Origin of the sequence: Paracoccus sp. (in: a-proteobacteria) (assembly GCF_030538495.1) — a bacterium.
Lineage (GTDB): Bacteria > Pseudomonadota > Alphaproteobacteria > Rhodobacterales > Rhodobacteraceae > Paracoccus.
Window position 1 is genome coordinate 124,763 of the sequence record NZ_JAUNTW010000008.1, and the last position, 19,748, is coordinate 144,510.

The 19,748-nt window shown below is 62.7% G+C and carries 19 protein-coding genes; 5 read left to right on the forward strand and 14 right to left on the reverse strand.

All coding sequences use genetic code 11. From position 1 onward, the window contains the following. Nucleotides 1–21 precede the first annotated feature (21 nt). The 10 genes from Q4G20_RS09585 to Q4G20_RS09630 all read right to left on the reverse strand — a co-directional run bounded on the left by Q4G20_RS09585 (nucleotide 22) and on the right by Q4G20_RS09630 (nucleotide 11,426). Nucleotides 22–1,215 carry a zinc ribbon domain-containing protein gene (locus tag Q4G20_RS09585; RefSeq protein ID WP_303343214.1) on the reverse strand — a complete coding sequence of 398 codons (1,194 nt, stop codon included), beginning with the start codon at nucleotides 1,213–1,215 and terminating at the stop codon, nucleotides 22–24. Continuing rightward, nucleotides 1,215–2,321, reverse strand: coding sequence for an SPFH domain-containing protein (locus Q4G20_RS09590; protein WP_303343215.1), 1,107 nt, complete (start codon nucleotides 2,319–2,321; stop codon nucleotides 1,215–1,217). The genes Q4G20_RS09585 and Q4G20_RS09590 overlap by 1 nt, the downstream gene beginning before the upstream one ends. Before the next feature lie 66 nt (nucleotides 2,322–2,387). Continuing rightward, the gene (locus Q4G20_RS09595; RefSeq protein ID WP_303343216.1) at nucleotides 2,388–2,729 is read right to left on the reverse strand and encodes a DUF2853 family protein; all 342 of its coding nucleotides are present in this window, start codon (nucleotides 2,727–2,729) and stop codon (nucleotides 2,388–2,390) included. A gap of 69 nt (nucleotides 2,730–2,798) precedes the next feature. After that, on the reverse strand, nucleotides 2,799–3,800 hold the full coding sequence (locus Q4G20_RS09600) for a DUF2927 domain-containing protein (protein WP_303343217.1): 1,002 nt from the start codon (nucleotides 3,798–3,800) through the stop codon (nucleotides 2,799–2,801). 29 nt (nucleotides 3,801–3,829) lie between these two features. Then, a complete protein-coding gene (locus tag Q4G20_RS09605) occupies nucleotides 3,830–5,014 on the reverse strand; it encodes a toxic anion resistance protein (protein ID WP_303343218.1) in 1,185 nt (394 codons plus the stop codon). Between the two features lie 162 nt (nucleotides 5,015–5,176). Further along, nucleotides 5,177–7,351 carry a 3-hydroxyacyl-CoA dehydrogenase NAD-binding domain-containing protein gene (locus Q4G20_RS09610; RefSeq protein WP_303343219.1) on the reverse strand — a complete coding sequence of 725 codons (2,175 nt, stop codon included), beginning with the start codon at nucleotides 7,349–7,351 and terminating at the stop codon, nucleotides 5,177–5,179. A gap of 11 nt (nucleotides 7,352–7,362) precedes the next feature. Next, complete coding sequence (locus Q4G20_RS09615) at nucleotides 7,363–8,574, reverse strand: acetyl-CoA C-acetyltransferase (RefSeq protein WP_303343220.1); 1,212 nt, start codon at nucleotides 8,572–8,574, stop codon at nucleotides 7,363–7,365. 217 nt (nucleotides 8,575–8,791) lie between these two features. Next, entirely contained in the window at nucleotides 8,792–10,567 is a 1,776-nt protein-coding gene (locus tag Q4G20_RS09620) for an acyl-CoA dehydrogenase C-terminal domain-containing protein (protein WP_303343221.1), read from the reverse strand. 3 nt (nucleotides 10,568–10,570) lie between these two features. After that, nucleotides 10,571–10,963 (reverse strand): MerR family DNA-binding transcriptional regulator, encoded by a 393-nt coding sequence (locus tag Q4G20_RS09625; protein ID WP_303343222.1) that lies wholly within the window; start codon nucleotides 10,961–10,963, stop codon nucleotides 10,571–10,573. Nucleotides 10,964–11,045: 82 nt separating this feature from the next. Beyond that, nucleotides 11,046–11,426, reverse strand: a complete 381-nt coding sequence (locus Q4G20_RS09630) for a MerR family DNA-binding transcriptional regulator (RefSeq protein ID WP_303343223.1) — start codon at nucleotides 11,424–11,426, stop codon at nucleotides 11,046–11,048. A gap of 156 nt (nucleotides 11,427–11,582) precedes the next feature. On the opposite strand from Q4G20_RS09630, the gene Q4G20_RS09635 reads away from it, so the two are divergent. Together Q4G20_RS09635 and Q4G20_RS09640 are read left to right on the forward strand one after the other, a co-directional pair. Next, nucleotides 11,583–11,999 carry a PaaI family thioesterase gene (locus Q4G20_RS09635; RefSeq protein ID WP_303343254.1) on the forward strand — a complete coding sequence of 139 codons (417 nt, stop codon included), beginning with the start codon at nucleotides 11,583–11,585 and terminating at the stop codon, nucleotides 11,997–11,999. 3 nt (nucleotides 12,000–12,002) lie between these two features. After that, on the forward strand, nucleotides 12,003–12,497 hold the full coding sequence (locus Q4G20_RS09640) for a PaaI family thioesterase (protein WP_303343224.1): 495 nt from the start codon (nucleotides 12,003–12,005) through the stop codon (nucleotides 12,495–12,497). Between the two features lie 19 nt (nucleotides 12,498–12,516). Here Q4G20_RS09640 and kdsA read toward each other — a convergent pair whose 3' ends face one another. The 3 genes from kdsA to Q4G20_RS09655 are packed head-to-tail and all read right to left on the reverse strand — an operon-like array spanning nucleotide 12,517 to nucleotide 15,603. Beyond that, on the reverse strand, nucleotides 12,517–13,356 hold the full coding sequence (gene kdsA / locus Q4G20_RS09645; RefSeq protein WP_303343225.1) for a 3-deoxy-8-phosphooctulonate synthase: 840 nt from the start codon (nucleotides 13,354–13,356) through the stop codon (nucleotides 12,517–12,519). Further along, the gene (locus Q4G20_RS09650; RefSeq protein ID WP_303343226.1) at nucleotides 13,353–14,966 is read right to left on the reverse strand and encodes a capsule biosynthesis protein; all 1,614 of its coding nucleotides are present in this window, start codon (nucleotides 14,964–14,966) and stop codon (nucleotides 13,353–13,355) included. Before Q4G20_RS09650 ends, kdsA begins: the two co-directional genes overlap by 4 nt. Continuing rightward, complete coding sequence (locus Q4G20_RS09655) at nucleotides 14,935–15,603, reverse strand: ABC transporter ATP-binding protein (RefSeq protein WP_303343227.1); 669 nt, start codon at nucleotides 15,601–15,603, stop codon at nucleotides 14,935–14,937. The genes Q4G20_RS09650 and Q4G20_RS09655 overlap by 32 nt, the downstream gene beginning before the upstream one ends. A gap of 181 nt (nucleotides 15,604–15,784) precedes the next feature. Between Q4G20_RS09655 and Q4G20_RS09660 the strand changes: the two genes are divergently transcribed. From Q4G20_RS09660 to Q4G20_RS09670, 3 genes are read left to right on the forward strand one after another with little or no spacing between them, the layout of a single operon-like run. Beyond that, a complete protein-coding gene (locus Q4G20_RS09660) occupies nucleotides 15,785–16,438 on the forward strand; it encodes a protein-L-isoaspartate O-methyltransferase (protein ID WP_303343228.1) in 654 nt (217 codons plus the stop codon). Then, nucleotides 16,438–17,823 (forward strand): TolC family outer membrane protein, encoded by a 1,386-nt coding sequence (locus Q4G20_RS09665; protein ID WP_303343255.1) that lies wholly within the window; start codon nucleotides 16,438–16,440, stop codon nucleotides 17,821–17,823. Before Q4G20_RS09660 ends, Q4G20_RS09665 begins: the two co-directional genes overlap by 1 nt. A 23-nt stretch (nucleotides 17,824–17,846) precedes the next feature. Continuing rightward, a complete protein-coding gene (locus Q4G20_RS09670; RefSeq protein WP_303343229.1) occupies nucleotides 17,847–18,632 on the forward strand; it encodes a hypothetical protein in 786 nt (261 codons plus the stop codon). Between the two features lie 40 nt (nucleotides 18,633–18,672). Here Q4G20_RS09670 and Q4G20_RS09675 read toward each other — a convergent pair whose 3' ends face one another. Next, the gene (locus Q4G20_RS09675) at nucleotides 18,673–19,743 is read right to left on the reverse strand and encodes a LysM peptidoglycan-binding domain-containing protein (protein ID WP_303343230.1); all 1,071 of its coding nucleotides are present in this window, start codon (nucleotides 19,741–19,743) and stop codon (nucleotides 18,673–18,675) included. Nucleotides 19,744–19,748: the final 5 nt, after the last annotated feature.

A 19,748-nucleotide genomic window follows, 5' to 3' on the forward strand; every position in this document is an offset into this window, starting at 1 on the left:
GGCCGTCCCTCCCGGCCCGCCTTAATACCCGCGGACGACATAGCCGCCGTCCTGCATGACGAAAAACACCACAGCGGCGACCAGCAGGGCGGCGATGATGGCGGCGGCGATTTTCCACACGGAATAGGGACGTTCGCCCATGACCTGCCCGGATTGACCATTGACAACAAAGCGATAGCTTTTGCCATTGTAACGATAGGCGGCGGTCCAGATCGGCAACAGGATGTGTTTGAAGGTTTCCGCCGAATAGGTGGTGCTGACCTGTTCAACGCGCTGTTCATCGCCGCCAATATCGCGCCGGGCGTCGCCGTAAATGACCTGCGCCATCTCGGCCCGCGCCGAATCGTGACCGGCGGCGAGGGGGACGGTATACCCTTCGGCCCCGAAACCGGGCAGATAGGCCGGGTCATAGGGGCGCAGCGCCGACAGGTCCCACGGCGTTAACGCATCGGTAAACTGGCGGGGCAGAGCGGTTGACGCAAGGATCAGCACATCGTTGAAATCGCGCGCGACCTGCCCCGACACCCGCCGCCAGCGGATGCGGCGCACCTGCTGCGGCACCCGGCGCGTCTGGCCGTTCACCGTCTGCGTGACATACACGGTTTCATAATAGGCATCGCCCCGCTGCCCGCTGTAAACGCTGTGCGTATTGGCGTCAAAGGTCCAGAACGGCGAATAAATCCCGTTCATTCTCCGATCCTTACGGGCATAGGCCGCCAGTCCGTTCGGCGCAAACCACAGGCCGCCCAGCCAGTTCTTCATCGCCTCGCGCGCCTGCGGTTCGGTCAGAACAAAGGGCAGCACCCCCTGCGGCTTGATCCGCCGCGTGGCGCCCGTGTCGGTCACAACCGGGGTCGCGCAGAACGGGCAGGCGGTTGAATGGCTGGCCGACGATGATTCCACCCGCGCGCCGCAATTGGGGCAGGCGGTTTCGCGCACCGTTTCCGCCAGATCGCTGCCCGCGTCCAGCCGCAAACCCTTTTCCAGAGGGATTTCAACCAGTTCAGGCGCCTTATGCCCGGCATCCCATTGCAGGGCATGGCCGGTGTCGTCCTGCCCGTCATCCTGACGCCCCGGCGCGCGGGATGCGCCCGCGCCGATGTCCTGCGCATGGCCGCAGTAATCGCAGACCAGCCGTTGCTGCCCCGGCTGGAACCGCAGGCTGGCCCCGCATTGCGCGCAGGGGTAACGATATTCGGCGGGCCGCGTCGGCATCAGCGCGGCAGCGGCGGCGGCAACATGGTGAACAACTGCGCCAGTTCGGCCACATCTTCGGCCCGTTGCCAGCCGTCCTGGCCCGGCGTCCAGACCAGCGTGTCGCGGGTAAAGCCGCCATCGGCGACCATGCGGCCCAGATGGCCCCGCCCGAACGGTCCCTGCGCCGCGCCGTCAATCGCGACATGCCAGACGGTTTCGACCGCCTTACCCGGCAGGGGCGGCGGCGCTGCGGGCGCGGGTGCCGGGGCCGCACCCCACGGGCCGGGACGCGCGCCCATCCCCATAGCCGCGCCCATGGCGGCACCAAAGCCCGCCCCCGCACCGCCCTGATTTTGCGCGGCGTTCAGCATCGCTTCGCTGGCGGCGTATTGGCCGAAACGGTCCAGATCACCGATAATCCCCATCGAGGTGCGCTTATCCAGCATCTGTTCCACCTCAGTGGGTAAGCTGATGTTTTCGATGTAAAATTCCGGCAGCGTCAGGCCATAGGTTTCGATGACCGGCGCAATCGCCTTGGCCACCAATTTGCCCAACTGGTCGGTATTCGCGGCCATGTCCAGCACCGGAATGTTGGACGCGGCAATTGCGCGGGAAAATTCCTGCACGATCACATTGCGGATCTGATAGGCGATTTCGTCACGGGTAAACTCGCCCTCGGTCCCGACGATTTCCGACATAAAGCGCGCCGGGTCCGTGATCCGCATGGAATAGGTGCCAAAAGCCCGCAGCCGCACCGGCCCAAATTCGGGATCGCGCGCGATGATCGGGTTGCGCGTCCCCCATTTCAGGTTGTTGAACCGGGTTTTGTTAACGAAATAGATTTCCGATTTGAACGGGCTGCGGAAGCCGTGATCCCAGTGCTGCAACCGGGTCAGGATCGGCATGTTGTTGGTTTCCAACAGATACAGGCCGGGGCCGAACACATCGGCCAGCTGTCCTTCGTGAACGAACACGGCGGCCTGACCTTCGCGGACGGTTAATTTCGCACCGTATTTGATCGCGCGACCGACGGTTTCAAACCGATACACCATCGTGTCGCGGCTGTCCGAGGTCCATTCAATCACCTCGATAAATTCGCCGCCAAGGATATTCAGAATGGACATGGTGGAACCCCGTGCTGTCTGTTTGCCCTATGTATGGGGGCGCGGCGCACGGGGTTCAAGCGCGGTTTAGGCGTAAACGTCCTGCTTCCCGAAATGACGGGTCAGCATATAATACACAACGGCGCGATGTTTGTTGCGGTTGGATGACCCGTAATCGTCCAACACCTTGTCCAGTGCGGCGTCCAGTTCGGGCGTGTCGGGCAGGCCAAGCTTTTTGATCAGGAAATTGGTGCGCACGCGTTCCACTTCGCTGGGATCGCTGGCCGCAATGGTCGAGCTGTCGGCGTTATAGATCGACGGGCCGCAGCCAATCGTCACCTTGGTCAGCAGGTCCATATCGGGATCGTGGTTCAGCTTGTCGCGCAGGTCGTCGGCGTATTTTTGGATCAAGTCGTCGCGTTTGCTCATCTCGGGCGTCCTTTTGTTGCCTGCGGGCAGGATGGCAAGCATCATATGCTAAATCAAGGCGCGCGTCTGTTACGCTGCGTCACCCAGCAATTCGCGGGCGATTTTGCGGACGATGGGGGCGGCTTCGGCCTCGGACATGCCGGGGCGCAGGCGGGGGTCATACAGGATTTTCAACAGAAATTCGTCATGCCGGGTCAGCAGAGCGAATTCTTCGTCATCGTTGAAAATGGACGGGCGCGCGGCGGGGCTGTCATTGGCCAGCCCCATCCCCTGCGCCAGTTCTTCGTGGATGCAGGATGTGCGCAAGAGCGGCGGTAATTCCGCCCGGATCAGCGCCACAGCATAGGAATAGGTCGCCTGCGCCCCCCGGGAATAGGCGAACACGCTGCACGAAATATCGGGCGGCAGATCGGCCAGCATCGCCACATCCTGCGCCGGAATACCGGGGATCAGGTCGGCCAGACGCGGGCCGATGGCGCGGCGTTCGTCATCGGTCAGGATTAAGACGTTGAAATTGCCCGCATCGGCGGTCATCGACACCGGATGCCCGGTCACGCGCGACAGCCGCGCGGCAAAGGCGCCAATCTGCGCCCGCCATGCGCTGCGTTCGGCGGCGTCGCTGGATGGGCCGAATTCCAACCGGATGCGCACAGGATCGGCCCAACGGCGCAAGGGGGCCGGGCGCGCCTGCGCGATCAGCCGGTCGCCGTCGCGGCTGTATTCATCAAACAGGGCGATGCGGATGAAATTGCGGGCCAGATCATCGGCGGTAAAGGGCGCGTCGGCGGGCGCGCGATCGCGGCGCAAACGGCCATCTGCACGCAAACGGGTTTCCATGCGGGCATAGAAATCACGTTGCGATATGCTGGCGGTGCTGGTGGTCGCGGCGGCGCGTATGGCGGCGCGATTTGCGGCGCGGTTGCGTTCGGCGCGGGCCGCGCGAAGATCGGCCTGCGTCGGCAGGGTGGGCGCCACATCAGGGCGCGCGACCGGACGGGGGGATGTCGGCGCGGGCGTGGCCACGGGGTCGGGGCGCTGACAGGCGGCGGTTGCCACCAATATCAACGCCACAGCCACCCGTATCAGCCGCGCCCCCGACATTACGCGCCGCGCTGTTCCGTGATGGCCGCCGTCTGATGACGGGCCGATGCGGATGACAAGGCGTCGCGCAGGTCACCCTCCATCCGGGTCAGTTCGGTTTCGGCGGCGGCGCGGCGGGCCTTACCTTCGTCGGCGATGCGCAGGCTATCCTCGATCGTGGCGATCAGTTCGGCATTGGCGGCCTGCACGGCCTGAATGTCAAACACGCCGCGTTCGGTTTCGGTGCGGATTTGCGCATTGGCCTGACGCAGATTTTCGGCGTTTTTCGTCAGCAATTCATTGGTCAAATCGCTGGCCTCGCGCACGGCGCGGGCGGCATCGGCGCTGCGCTGAATGGTGACGGCCTGCGCCAGCTGCGTTTCCCACAGCGGCACCGTATTCACCAAGGTGCTGTTGATTTTCGTGACCAGCGATTTGTCGTTTTCCTGCACCAACCGGATCGAGGGCAGCGACTGCATCGTCACCTGACGGGTCAGTTTCAGGTCATGCACGCGGCGTTCCAGATCATCGCGCAGGGTGCGCAGATCGCGCAGTTCCTGCGCCTCCATCACCTGATCTTCGGGGGCTTTGGCGGCAACCTCGGCCTCTTTCGCCGGAATGGTGGTGCTGTCCAGTTCGCGCAGTTTTTCTTCGCCCGCAGCGATATACAGCGCCAGTTCGTCATAAAAGGCCAGCGTGCGATCATACAGCACATCCAGCGATTTGATATCTTTTAACAGGGTTTGTTCATGCGTTTCCAGATCGGTGGTGATGCGGTCAATCTGGGTTTGCACCTGTTCATAATTCGCCACGAATTTGGCAAAGGGCGCGGACCGGCCCAGCAGCTTTTCCCACCACGACCGGGTGCGGCGCATGTCCAGTTCGGATGTGGAAAAACCGCGAATGGTGGTGACGACCTGACGCAGGCTATCGCCCGCCGGGCCAACATCCTTGGATTTCACATCGGCCAGCATTTGTTGGCTGATTTCTTGCAGGCTGGCCTGCGCGCGGGTGCCGAACCGGACGATGGAACCCGTGTCGCGCAGGTCGATTTCGTCCATGCGTTTGCGGATTTCAGCGGCGGTCGCGGTGTCCGCCTGAGACAGCGCGACGGGCTGCGCCTGCGGTTCGGCCAGCACAACGGCGGTCACTTCTTCGATGTCTTTCAAGGCGGCTTCGGCGCGGCGGCGGGTGTCTTGGGTCATCGGTGGTCCTTTCGTCGGACATATGCGGCGGGACGGTTCAGGCGCAGCATAGGCAAAGTTCACCGCCCTGCAACCGGTCAAACATGAAATCGTTCCACTCGCGCAAAAGGATCGGGGGCTAGCCCCCGAACCCCCAGAGTATTTGCGCACAGAAGAAGCGGCCTAGGCTGCCTTTTGGGCAAAGCGCTGATAGAAGTCTTCGCCTTTTTCGGCCATGTCACGCAGCAGGTCCGGCGCGGCAAAGCGGTCGCCATAGTGCGCGGCCAGCCCGTCGGCGATGTCAACCGCGCGGGCGGCGCCCATCATGTCCAGCCAGCTGAACGGCCCGCCCGACCACGGCGCAAAGCCCCAGCCCAGAATCGCGCCGACATCGCCTTCGCGAATGTCGGTCAGAACGCCGTCTTGCAGGGCGCGCACGGCCTCGATCGTTTGGGCGAACATCAGGCGGTGCTGAACCGTGGTCAGGTCGGGCTGTTCGCCCTGCGGCCAATGATCAGCCAGCCCCGGCCACAGCCCGCCGCGTTTGCCCGCATCGTCGTAATCGTAAAAGCCCGCGCCAGCCTTGCGGCCCATGCGCCCCAGATCGGCCAGTTTGAAGATCACGTCATCAACCGCGCCATCGGGATAGGCGTCGCCCATGGCGGCCCGCGTGGCGCGCGCGATTTTCACGCCCAGATCAATCGACGTTTCGTCAACCAACTGCAGCGGACCCAGCGGCATCCCCATCATTTTCGCCGCGTTTTCGATCAGCGTGGGGTTCACGCCTTCGCCGACCATGCGGATGCCTTCGTTGATATAGGGGATGATGCAGCGATTGGCGTAAAAGAACCGCGCGTCATTCACCACGATCGGCGTTTTGCGGATTTGGCGCACGAAATCCAATGCCTTGGCCACGGCGCGGTCGCCGGTTTGTTTGCCGCGGATGATTTCCACCAGCAGCATCTTATCAACGGGGCTAAAGAAGTGGATGCCGATAAACTGATCGGGCCGCGCCGATGCCTGTGCCAGATCGCTGATCGGCAGGGTGGATGTGTTGGTCGCGAAAATCGCATCCGGCGGGATCACGGCTTCGGCCTGTTGGGTAACCTGGGCCTTGATCGCGGGGTCTTCGAACACGGCTTCAATCACCAGATCGCAGCCGTCAAGCGCGGCATAATCGGTCGTGGCGTGGATGCGGGCCAGCACCTGTTCTTTCTTATCCTCGGTCGCTTTTTTGCGGCTGATGGCTTTGTCCAGAAGGCCCGCCGAATACGCCTTGCCCCGATCCGCCGAATCCTGCGCGGCGTCGATCAGCACAACGTCGATCCCCGCCATGGCCGAGACATAGGCGATGCCCGCGCCCATCATCCCCGCGCCAATAACGCCGACCTTGCGCACCTTTTGATCGGGGGCCTCGGGGCGGTTTGCGCCTTTTTCCAATGCCTCTTTGTTGATGAACAGGCTGCGGATCATGGCGGTGGATGACGGGTTCATCAGCACATTGGTGAACCAGCGGGCCTCGATCCGCAGGGCGGTGTCAAAGGGCACCTGCGCGCCTTCGTAAACGGCCGACAGCAGCGCGCGCGCGGCGGGATAGACCCCCATGGTTTTGCCATGCACCATGGCCGAGGCCCCGACAAAGGTCATAAACCCCGCCGGATGATAGGGCGTGCCGCCGGGCATTTTGTAGCCGCGCGCATCCCACGGTTTCACCAGATCGGCGTCGGTCGCATTCAGCACCCAGTCGCGCGCGGCGGCGACGGGATCGGCCACAACCTCATCCACGACGCCGGCGGCTTTGGCCTTGTGCGGGGCGTTCAGTTTGCCTTCCAGCAGCAGGGGGGCGGCGGCCATGACGCCCATTTTCCGGGTCAGCCGCGTGGTGCCGCCCGCGCCGGGGAAAATGCCGACCATGATTTCCGGCAGCCCGATTTTCGCGCGCGGATTATCGGCGGCAAAGATGCGATGCGTCGCCAGAGGCAGTTCCAGACCGATGCCAAGCGCGGTGCCGGGCAGGGCGGTGGCAATCGGTTTACCACCTTTCAGCGTTTTCGGATCCATCCCGGCGCGTTCGATTTTGCGCAGCACGGCATGCAGGGTCATGATGCCGTTATAGACCGATTCGGCCCCGCTTTCTTTCAGTTGTGCAATCACATTCAGGTCCATCCCACCGGCAAAATCGGGCTTGCCGGATGTGATCACAATGCCCTTGACCGCCGGATCCGCGATCGCGTCGTCGATCAGCATGTTCAACGTCGCCACGCCTTGCAGCGACAGCACATTCATCGACTTGCCCGGAACGTCCCAGGTAATAATGGCCACGCCATCGTCGCCGGTTTTCATGGTGAAATCGGTCATGTCGGTGTTCCTTATACGCGTTCGATGATGGTCGCCGCGCCCATGCCGGACGCGATGCACAGGGTGGCAAGGCCGGTCGATTTGCCCTGACGTTCCAATTCATCCAGCAAGGTGCCGATGATGATGGCGCCCGACGCGCCCAGCGGGTGACCCATGGCAATCGCACCGCCATTGACGTTGACGATGTCGGGCGACACGTCAAACGCCTGCTGGAACCGCAAAACAACGGATGCGAAGGCTTCGTTCACCTCGAACAGGTCGATGTCGCTGATGGTCATGCCGGATTCGCGCAGGATTTTCTCGGTCACATTAACCGGGCCGGTCAGCATCATGGTGGGGTCGCTGCCGATTTTCGCGGTGGCGCGGATGCGGGCGCGGGGTTTCAGATCATGCGCGCGGCCAAATTCGGCATTGCCAATCAGCATCGCCGCCGCCCCGTCCACGATGCCCGAGCTGTTGCCCGCGTGGTGGATGTGGTTAATTTCCGCCAGATGCGGGAATTTCAGCATTGCTACTTTGTCAAATCCGGGCATGACCTGCCCCATATCGGCAAAGCTGGCGCGCAGCTTCGACAGATCATCCTGCGTCGTTGCGGGGCGCATATATTCGTCGCGTTCCAGAATGGTCAGGCCGTTCTGATCGCGCACCGGGATGACCGACTGGCCAAAGCGGTTTTCCTGCCAGGCCTGCGCCGCGCGCCGCTGGCTTTCGGTGGCCAAGGCGTCCGCATCGTTGCGGGAAAAGCCATAAGTTGTCGCGATCAGATCGGCGGCAATGCCTTGGGGGACGAAATAGGTCGGAAAGGTCACGGTGGGGTCCACGGCAACCGCGGCGCCGTCGCTGCCCATGGGAACGCGGCTCATCATTTCGACGCCGCCCGCGATATAGGCGCTGCCCGCCCCCGCACGCAGTTGGTTGGCGGCCAGATTGACAGCCTCCATCCCCGAGGCGCAGAAGCGGTTGATCGACAGGCCCGGCGTGGACGGGTCCAGTTTCGACGCAAGCGCAACCGTGCGCGCCAGACAGCCACCCTGTTCGCCGATTTGGGTGACATTGCCCCAGATCAGATCCTCGACCCCGCTGCCGGTCAGACCGTTGCGGTCCAGCATCGCATCGACCAGACGCGACGACAGCGCGACCGAGGTCACCTCGTGCAGGGCGCCATCGGGGCGGCCCTTGCCGCGCGGCGTGCGAACGGCGTCATAGATAAAGGCTTCGGTCATGATTCCTCCTCCGGGTGGCCCGGTTGATGTGGCAGGCATCCGCCCCAGCGGGCAGAGTGCAACAAAGATGTAAATGTCCGGTTAACAGCGCAGGATATTGAGTATTTTTGCACAGAAGAAGCCCGCCGTTCCGCCCGACCGTGACCAGTGGGCGCGACGGGATGTTTCTTCTGTGTCCAAATACTCATATCCCTCACCTGCGGGCGGGTGCCGCGTTTCAGAATTGGTCGGCGTCCAAGGCCATGACCGGATCCGCGCCTGACTGGATGCGGGCCAGATGGGTGGCGGTCATCGGCAATTGCCGCGCCATGTAATAACGCCCTGTGGTCAGTTTGGTGCGCATGAAATCCACGTCATCCGTGCCTGCGTCCAGTGCCGCCTGTGCCGCAACGGCCATGCGCGCCCACATCAGGCCCAATGCCGTATGGCCGAACAGATGCATAAAATCATATGACCCGGCCAATGCGTCATTGGGGTTCGTCATGCCGCGTTCCATAAAGAACATCGCCGCCGCTTGCAGGTCTTTCGACGCGGCTTTCAGCGGTGCGATGAAATCAGCGGCCAGCGGGCCGTCGCCGTGTTCTTTGCAGAAATCACGGATCATCTGGAAAAACGCCATGATGTGTTTGCCGCCGTCCTGCGCCAGCTTGCGCCCGACCAGATCCAAGGCCTGCACGCCATTCGCGCCTTCGTAGATCATGGTGATACGGGCGTCGCGGACGAATTGCGACATGCCGTGTTCTTCGATATAGCCATGCCCGCCATAGACCTGCTGCGCCAGCACGGTGGTGTCAAAGCCTTTGTCGGTCAGGAACCCTTTGATCACCGGGGTCAGAAGCGAGATCATCCCTTCGGCATCCGCGTCATTGGCCATGCTGCTGCGGTCGATCAGATGCGCGCCCCACAAGGTCAGCATCCGCGCGCCCTCAAGGAAGGATTTCTGATCCATCAGGCTGCGGCGAATATCGGGATGCACGATCAGCGGATCGGCGGGGCCGTCCGGGTTTTCTGCGCCCGTCACCGCGCGCCCCTGCAAACGGTCGCGGGCATAGGCGACCGCGTTCTGATAGGCGGCAACCGCCACGGCGTAACCTTGCAGGCCGACGCCCAGACGCGCTTCGTTCATCATGGTGAACATGGCGCGCATCCCTTTGTGCAGATCGCCCAAGAGCCAGCCCTGCGCGTCGTCAAAGTTCATCACACAGGTGGCGTTGCCGTGGATGCCCATTTTATGTTCAAGCGCGCCGACACTGACGCCGTTCCGGTCGCCCAGACTGCCATCATCATTGATCAGCAATTTCGGCACGATGAACAGGCTGATGCCGCGCGTGCCGGGGCCGCCTCCGGGGGCTTTGGCCAGAACCAGATGGATCACGTTTTCCGAAAGGTCATGATCACCGGCCGAGATGAAAATCTTTTGCCCCGTAATACGATAGCTGCCATCGTCCTGCGGTTCAGCGCGCGTGCGCAACAGACCCAGATCGGTGCCGCAATGCGGTTCGGTCAGGTTCATCGTGCCGGTCCAGTCGCAGCTGACCATTTTCGGCAGATAGGTGGCCTTCTGGTCGTCGGTGCCATGCGTGTGGATCGCGGAATAGGCGCCATGCGTCAGGCCCTGATACATGTTGAACGCCATATTCGCGGACACAAACATCTCGCCCGTGGCCACGCCCATCACATAAGGCATGCCCTGACCGCCATAATCGGGGTCGCAATCAAGCGCGGTCCAGCCGCCATCTTTGACCGCCTGAAACGCCGCGCCGAATCCGTCCGGGGTGCGCACAACGCCGTTTTCCAGAACGCAGCCCTGCCGGTCTCCAACCGCGTTCAGGGGGACCAGCACATCGGCGGACAGTTTGCCCGCCGCGTCCAGAACCGCCTGGGTAAAGCTGGCATCCAGTTCATCGTGACCCGGCAAAGCGGTTTCCGACAGTTTCAGCACATGATGCAGCGCAAACTGCATGTCTTGGATCGGGGGCGCATAAATGGTCATGGTTTATCCTGTTGGAGATGTCGGGCTGGTGATCCCAGCCTCGGCGTCGAAAATCTGGGCGCGGAGGTCGGAAATCGCCTCGGCCAGTTCGGCATATTGGTGTTCCATATCGTTCAGACGTTCGCGTGCAATGGCCACGGTTGCCGCGATCTGGGCGCTGTTCGCGCCGCCGGGTTGATACAGTTCCAGCAATTGCCGGATCTGTTCCAGACTGAAGCCAAAGCGTTTTCCCCGCAGGATCAGCGTCAGCCGCGCGCGGTCGCGACGGTCATACAGACGGTGCTGACCTCGTCTTTGCGGAGAAATCAGTTCCCGCGATTCATAAAAGCGCAGGGTGCGGGGTGTAACGTCAAAGGCGTCACACATCTGCCGAATGGTCATCAGCGTGTCGGACATCGTGGCGGTTTCCTCTGTGACCGGCCGTTTCCTGCAGGTCGGTTATAGCAGGGTTGACGTGCGCGTAAATTGCGACGCGGCGTCAGTCCATGCTGTCCAATTCATGCGCAGCAGTATCCCGCAGGTCGTGCAGGTCCTGTTTCGCAACAATCAATTCGTCGATCTGGGTCTGAAGATGTTCCAGCTGGCGATCCGCATATTCAATAAGCACCTGATATTGTTCACGCGATCCCTGGTTATCATACATCTGCAACCACTGGCGGATTTCTTCCAGCGAAAAACCGAACCGTCGCCCGCGCAAGATAAGGGTCATGCGCGCCACATCACGGGCGTTGTAAAACCGCGCGCGCCCTTCACGGGCTGGGTTCAGCAGTTCGATATATTCGTAGTAACGCAATGTGCGCGGGGTCACGTCAAAGCGGGCGCACATATCCTTAAAGTTGATTCGTGTCTGTGTCGTCATGGTCCACCTCGACAAGTTCCCCATGGGTAAAGTTAGGATGCTTTGGCCGGTCACTCAATGCGGCAGTTAAAATTTTCGGGGTCTTGGCCGCGGCGGGCTGTCGCATTACAAGCGGGCAAACCCATCGGGGACGTAGGCATGACACATAACACCACAATGGCGGATCGTATTCAGCAGACCCGCGACTTTATGCAGGGGCTGCCTCATGCCCGCGCTTTGGGGATGCGGGTGGATGATCTGGGCGACGGGCGCGCGACGTTAAGCATGGACTGGGCCGCCCATATGGTCGGCGATCCGCGCACCGGGGTGGTGCATGGCGGCGTGGTGTCGGCGCTGATGGATACCTGTTGCGGCGCGGCGGTGATGGTGCATCCCGACATGCCGGAAATGACCGCAACGCTGGATTTGCGCATTGATTATATGCGCGCGGCCACCCCGCAGCAACGGCTGGTCGCCCGCGCCGAGGTGTATCACATGACGCGCAGCGTGGCCTTTGTCCGGGCGGTTGCCATGGATGACGACACAGAGCGCCCCGTTGCCAGTGCAACCGGCGCCTTTACGGTATTGAGGTAAGCCATGGATCGCAACGAACCGCTGCAACAGATCAAAAACCGCCGCGATACCGCGCTGAACGCCATGGTCGCGGGCATCCCTTACCTGCAATGGCTGGGCATCCGGTTCGACCGGCGCGGAGACGAACTGACCGGCATCTTGCCCTTTGACGAAAAGCTGATCGGCAACCCGCTGCTGCCCGCGCTGCATGGCGGCGTGACGGCGGCGTTTCTGGAATTAACCGCCATGGTCGAATTGTCGTGGTCGGTCATGTGGGAGGATTTGGAATCCGGCCGCATCGCGCCCAATGCATCGGTGCCGGGCAGCCTGCCGCGCCTGCCCAAGACCATTGACTTTACCGTCGATTATCTGCGCAGCGGCCTGCCGCGTGACGCCTTCGCCCGCGCGCGTGTGGTCCGGTCGGGGCGGCGCTATGCGTCGGTCCATGTCGAGGCGTGGCAGGACAACCGCGCCCGCATGTTCGCGCAGGCAACCGGGCATTTCCTGATGCCTCAGTAAACGCCCGGCACGGGGCTGCTCAGACGTGCAGCGGGTCGGCTTTGGCCAGACGGTCAAACTGCATCAGCGATGCAATCAGCCCCGGCATCTGATGCAGCGGGATCATATTCGGGCCGTCCGACGGCGCGCTGTCGGGCGTTTCATGCGTTTCGATAAAGACCCCCGCAATGCCCAGAGACACCGCCGCCCGCGCCATGACCGGCGCAAATTCGCGCTGCCCGCCCGATGATCCGCCCATGCCGCCCGGCTGTTGCACCGAATGGGTGGCGTCCATGATGATGGGATAGCCCGTGCGCGCCATGATCGGCAGCGACCGCATATCGGCAACCAAGGTGTTATACCCGAAACTGGCCCCGCGTTCGGTCAGCAAGATGCGGTCATTCCCGGTCGATGCGACCTTTTGCGCGACATTCGGCATATCCCACGGCGCCAGAAACTGCCCCTTTTTGATGTTCACGACCGCGCCGCTTTCACCTGCGGCGATCAGCAAATCGGTTTGGCGGCACAGAAAGGCGGGGATCTGGATCACATCCACCACCCCCGCCGCGCGCCGAGCCTGTTCCGCGTCGTGAATATCGGTCAGCACCGGGCAGCCGATCCGGTCGCGCACGGCGGCCAGAATGTCCAGCCCCGCATCCATGCCCAGGCCGCGTTTGCCCGACAGCGATGTCCGGTTCGCTTTGTCATAGCTGGCCTTGAACACGAAACCCGCGCCCGCATCGGCGCAGGCCACGGCCATTTTTTCCGCGATCATCAGCGCGTGATCCAGCGATTCCAGCTGACACGGGCCGGCGATCACCGTCAGCGGCTGGTCGTTGCCGCAGGTCAGATTGCCGATATTTACCTGTTTCTGTGTCATGTGGATACCTGTTCGCGGAGAATGGATGCCGTCAGCGACACCATCAGATAAATGCCCAGAAACACCATAAAGGCAACAAGAGTGTTCTGGAACGCCTTGGGATAGGTGGCCGCATCGGGCGGCACCGGCGGCACCGACAGCGACAGATAACGGACCTGTTTATTCGCCTCGATCCGGGCGTTTTCCAGCTGCGCCGCCGCCGAGGCCAAGAGTTCCTGCCGCGTGCGCAAATCGCTTTCGGCGATGCGCAATTCGCCGGTCACGGTGGCCAGCGAGGCGCGCACCGTGTCGCCTTCGGTCAGCTGCGACCGGGTGTCGGCGACCATCTGTTCCAGCCGCACAATATCGCCGCGAACGGCGGCCACACGGCTTTGCACCGGGCTGGGATTGGACAGCAATTGCCCCAATTCCAGACGTTTGGCGGTCAGTTGCCCTTCCAGCTGGGCGACCTGTCCCATCACGACGCTGCTTTCCGCCGCCGGGTCCAGAACACCCAGACGCTGCTGCAATTCGTTCACGCGGGTCTGAGCGGACAGGACGCGCGCCTCGGCATCCTGATAGGTTTGGGTCGCGCCCTGCATCTGATCTTCGCGCAGGCGGGCGGTGGTCTGATCGACCTGTTCTTCGGCATATTTGATCAAGGCCAGCGAAAAATCGCGGCTGAGATTCGGGTCGGGGGCGATCACCTCCATATTGATGACGCCTTCGGTCGGATCATAGCCGATTTTGACCGAGTTTTTATACAGCCGATAGACCGTTTCGTTGGAATCATCGGGCGAAATGCGGCGCACGGGGTCGATTGCGGGGTCTTCGAAGGCGCGGCGGAACCCCATATCCTGATTCAGGCGCAGCATCGCTTCGCGTGAGGTCAGATAGCTTTGGGTTTTGACGGCATCGACATTCAGCGCCATCATCGACCCGGCCAGCCCGCCCATGCCGCCGCCGCCAACCGCCGAGGGGGCGGCGGACTGAATTTCGAACTGGGAATAGGTCGCGTAAAGCGGAGTCGCGATTTTGAAGTAATACCACCCCGCAATCCCCGTCGGCAGAAACACCAAAAACAGCAATCGCATGGCCAGCATCGCCAGCCTGCGCCGCCGCCTGCGCGCAATATCACGTTGAATTTGCAGGATTTCGGCGGCCCGCCGCCCTTCGGTCAGGACGTCGCGGGATGGCAGATCGGGCGCCGTTGGCACGGCGGCGGTTTTGACAATTGCGGGCGTGTCGGTGGCGGGGCGGGACTGGCTGCGCGCGCCTTCTTGTGCCAGCATTTTGCCGACCACGCTGCGTTGCGTCGGGTCCAGCCCGCGCTGACGCAGGCGCAGAACCGCCTCTTCGTCGGTTGTGACGTTGATCTGATGCAGATGGGCCATGCGGCGGGCGATGCGCAACTGACGCGCCGTCAGTTTTTCATCCCGGATCGCGTCCAAGGCCGCCTGATCCGACGCCGGACCCGCAGGCGCCGCTGCGGGCGGCGCGCCGGGGGTCTTGGCGGGATCATGGGCGGCGGGCGATTTGCGGACCGTTTCCACGCGGATATGTCCCTTGGCCGGCGGGACGGTGTCACCAACGGACAGATTATAACGGCGCGCTTTGGGCGGTGTAGTCATAGTATTGCTTTGCTTCGTCCAGCGTTTCAAACATAAACAATTTACCGTCACGCATCACTGCGGCCCTTTGGCACAGCTTTTCCAGAGTTTGCGGCTGGTGCGACACAATGACTGTCGTTGCCCCCTTAAGGCGGTCAAACAGGACCTGACCCGCCCGGCGGTTAAATTCGACATCGGTTGTTTGTGGCATACCTTCGTCGATCAGGTAAATATCGAAATCCAGTGCCAACAGCAATGAAAACGTAAACCGCTGGCGCATCCCGGCGGAATAGGTGCCGACCGGCATGTCATAATATTCGTCGATATTGGTCAGCCACCGGGTAAAAGCGGCGACATAATCGGGGTCCAGCCCGTAAATGCGCGCGATATAGCGTGCGTTTTCATTCGCCGACAGTTTATTGACCACGCCGCCCATAAATCCCAGCGGAAAGGACACACGGCAGTCGCGGCGAATCTCTCCCTCATCGGGTTTTTCAAGGCCGCACATCATATTCACCAGCGTGGTTTTGCCGGTGCCGTTGGGGGCCAGAATCCCCAGCGACTGCCCCAGTTCCACCCGAAAGGACGCCCCGGCCAGAATGACCTTGCGCTGTTTTCCGGTCCAGAACGATTTGGACACATTGTCAAATTCAAGCATCGCCCGACCTTGTTCCCTGCTGCGCGGGCCGAACGTCCCGCCCTGTTACGCGCCCTTGTCCTTAGCCGTTCTGCACCCGTTCTGACAACGAAGATATACATAGCATTTGATCCTTTGCGTTGCCCAAATGACGGAAACGTGGCAAAAGCACGCAAAACATGCCCAGCCGAGGTTCCACGATATGCAGGATTTTGCCGCCAGCCGCACAATGATGGTTGATACGCAGGTGCGCCCCAATGATGTCACCAAATTCCCCGTGATCGAGGCGATGCTGTCCGTCCCGCGCGAACATTTCGTGCCGGATGCGCAACGTCATGTGGCCTATTCCGAAGACGATCTGGCCGTTGGCCATGGCCGCATTATGCTGGCTCCGCGCAGTTTTTCGAAAATGATTGACGGGCTGGACATTCAGCCAACCGATCTGGTGCTGCATATTGGTGCGGGTCTGGGCTATTCGGCGGCGGTGCTGGCGCGCATGGCGCAGGCGGTTGTGGCCATCGACGATCAGCCCGAACTGGTGGCCGAGGCGCAGCGCCGTCTGGCGCAGGTCGGCGCGGATAACGCCGTGGTCACGCAGGCCGAACTGGCGGCAGGCGCGCCCGGTCAGGCCCCGTTTGATGCGATCCTGATCGAAGGCGCGGTGCAGGACGTGCCAGCCGCCGTGCTGGATCAGCTGGCCGATGGCGGACGCATTGCGGCCCTGTTCATGGATGGGGCGCTGGGAACCGTGCGGATCGGCCATAAAGTTGCTGGACAGGTCAGCTGGCGATTCGCCTTCAACGCGACGGCGGCACTGGTGCCGGGGTTTGAACGTCGCAAGGAATTTGTGTTGTGATGCGCAATCTGGTGCGTGGGGTCACGCTGGCCGTGGCCTTGGCCGGTGGGGCTGTGCAGGCCGAATCGCTGGCCGATGCGATGGTTGCGGCCTATCGTCATTCGGCGCTGTTGGATCAGAACCGGGCTGTCCTGCGCGCCGCCGACGAAGATGTCGCCGCGGCCACGGCACGTCTGCGCCCCGTCGTTGAATGGGTGGCCCGCCATGCCGAAAGCGCGACCGATACCGGCACGGGGTGGCGGGGCGCGCGTTCGACCTCGGTCACGCTGTCGGGGTCGCTGACGCTTTATGATTTCGGCCGGTCGCAACTGGCGATTGACGGGGCCAAGGAACAGGTTCTGGCCGCGCGTCAGGGGCTGGTTGCGGTGGAACAGAATGTGCTGTTGTCTGCGGCGTCGGCCTATTTTCAGGTGCGGCAGGCGACGCAGCAGGTGGCCTTGCAGCAAAGCTCGGTTCAGGTGTTGCAACAGGAACGGCGCGCCGCGCAGGATCGGTTTGATGTCGGCGAAATCACCGTGACCGATGTTGCGCTGGCCGATGCCCAACTGGCCGGAACGCAGGCGCGGCTTGCGGCGGCCTCGGGTCAGTTGGAAATCGCGCGCGAACAATATCGGTCGGCCACGGGGCGTTTGCCGGGATCGTTGTCGGCCCCGCCGCCTTTGCCCAAATTACCGGCATCTGCGGACGCAGCCCGCGCGGTTGCGCAGCGCACGCATCCGGTGATTTTGCAGGCGCAACGCGGCGCGGCGGCGGCGGAAATCGCCGTTGCGGCGGCGGCGGCAGAGCGTAACCCGACCCTTTCGGGCAATGCCAGCATCGGCGTGGCGCGCAGCCCGAACCAAGCCACGGGGCAATATAACTGGACTGATTCGGCGCAGGTCGGCGTTGAGATGCGCCAAACCGTCTATTCAGGCGGACGCCTGTCGTCGGGGCATCGCAAAGCGATGGCTGGGCGCGATCAGGCACGCGCGAATCTGTTGAACGCGTCGCGGACCGTGGCGCAGCAGGTGGGCGAATCATGGGCGAATATCGACGTGGCCCGCGCGCAAATTCGGGCGATTGATCAGCAGATTTCGGCCGCGCAACAGGCCTATGATGGCGTCCGCGAAGAAGCATTGCTGGGCGCGCGCACCACTTTGGACGTTTTGGATGCGGAACAGGCGCTGTTAACGGCGCGCGCGGACAAAATTTCTGCGGAATCTAATCTGCAGTTAGCACATTATCAACTTTTGGCCGCTATGGGTTTGTTGACGGTAGAAAGCCTGAAACTGGGAATCCAAACCTATGATCCATCGCAATACTACAACGCCGTGCGCGACGCGCCGTTCACCAGCAGCCAAGGCGAAAGCCTTGACCGTGTTCTGCGCGCCATTGGCCGCAACTGACGCCAAACATCCGGGGGTGCAGCATGGCTGATCCCCGGATGACCCAAAACCCCGCCAAACTGTCCGAAGAAATCGGTGACGTGCTGCAAACCATTCGTCGTCTGATCGCGGATGACGACGCCTTGACAGCGGCGCGTGCGAAACTGGCGGTTGCCCGCAATGATGTTCAGCACGAAGACAGCGCGGATTTTCTGGCGCGCCGTCATGGTGGCAATGCGGCCTTGGCGCGCGAATTGGTGCGTCATGAGCCCAAGGTCGTGCAGCCCGCGCCGATGTCTCAGGCGGCGTTGATTGCTGAATTTATGCGTCCGCAGGCTGAACCGGTTCAGCCGCAGCCAGAGCCGGAACCCGAACCCCTGCGTCTGGATCAGCAACGCCGCGTGGCTGAACCTGCGCCGATGCCGGTGTTTCTGCGCCGTGTGCCGGATGTGGCACCGGAACCCGCGCCTCAGGCCGAACCCGAACCGGCACCCGTCGCCAAGGCGCCGCGCCGCTTTTTCTGGTCGGTCAAGCCCGCGCCGGCGGAGCAGGTGGCGACACCGGCCAATGATCCGCAGCCGCAGCCGCAGCCGGAATTTGTGGGTTATGTGCAGGAACCGGAACAGGTTGCGCCTGAACCGCTGCCCGAACCCGAACCCGTTGCGCAAGCGCAAACCGTTGATGATCTGGACGAATTGCGGGATTTGCTGCGCGAAATGGTGCGGGCCGAACTGCATGGTGCCTTGGGCGAACGGTTTTCAGCCAATATCCGCGCGGTGATCCGTCGCGAAGTGGCCGAGGCGATTGACGCCCAGGTCGCGCGGCTGTGACCGGTGGCGGATGGCGCGGCTGTGACGCCGCGCCGATCGCTTAGTTCAGGAATTTTTCCGGGTCTTGGCTTTCGAAACCGCGACGAACCTCGAAATGCAGAGAACCGCCCGTGCCGGTGGTGCCGAGGCGCTGACCCCGCGTCACGGTATCACCGCGCGCGACGGTCAGATCGCCCATCCCGGCATAGACGGTCATCAGGTCGCCATCATGACGCACCACAACGATGGATTTTCCCGACGTGTCGCGCGTGATCGCTGCGACGGTCCCGGCACCCGCCGCCGATACGGGCGTCCCGGTCGGTGCGGCGATGTCAATGCCATCATTGCGGCCTTTGTCATACACGCGGATGATCGCTCCATCGACGGGCATACGGAACCGCCCCGACCCAGAAGTCGTCGTCCGCGTCGCGCCCAGATTGGGGGCAGGGGCCGCGGGGGCCGGAGTCGCTGCCGGTTCGGTTTTTTCGTCAGGCAGGGGCTGGCTGGCCGATGGCGGCAGCGGGGTGGCGCTGCCCTGACCGGGGGCGGGGGGCTCGGGCGTGGTTGCGGGGGCGGCTTGACCCGCCTGCGGGATGATCAGGCGCTGACCGGGGCGCAGCGCCATATCCGAGGGCAAGCCGTTCCACGACGCCAGATCCTGCACGCTGATATTGTAACGACGCGCAACGGCCCATGCGGTTTCACCCGTTTTGACAATATGTTGGCCCGGATTCGTGGGGGCAGGGGCAGGGGCCTGCGCGCGCGGGGGCTGGGCAGCGGGGGCGGGTTGCGCGGCGGCGATCCGCTGCGGCAGGACCAGCACCGCGCCGGCATCCAGAACCGCGTCTTTCGGCAGGGCGTTGTGCCGCGCCAAGGCATCGGCGTTGATGCCCAACCGCGCCGCGACGCGGGCCGGAGTCTCGCCCGCCTGCGCAACCGCGACCTGCGCATTGGCAAAGGTAATGATGCCGCGATTGTCGGGCTGGGGGCGCGGGGCTGCCGCCGCAGCGGCGGGGGCCGTGTTCAGGCCGCCCATCCATCCGCGCAAATCGGGATCAACAATCCCATCCGGGCCGCAGGATGCCAGCGTCAGCACCATCATGCTGGCCCCAAGGGGAAAAAATTTGCTCATGACCT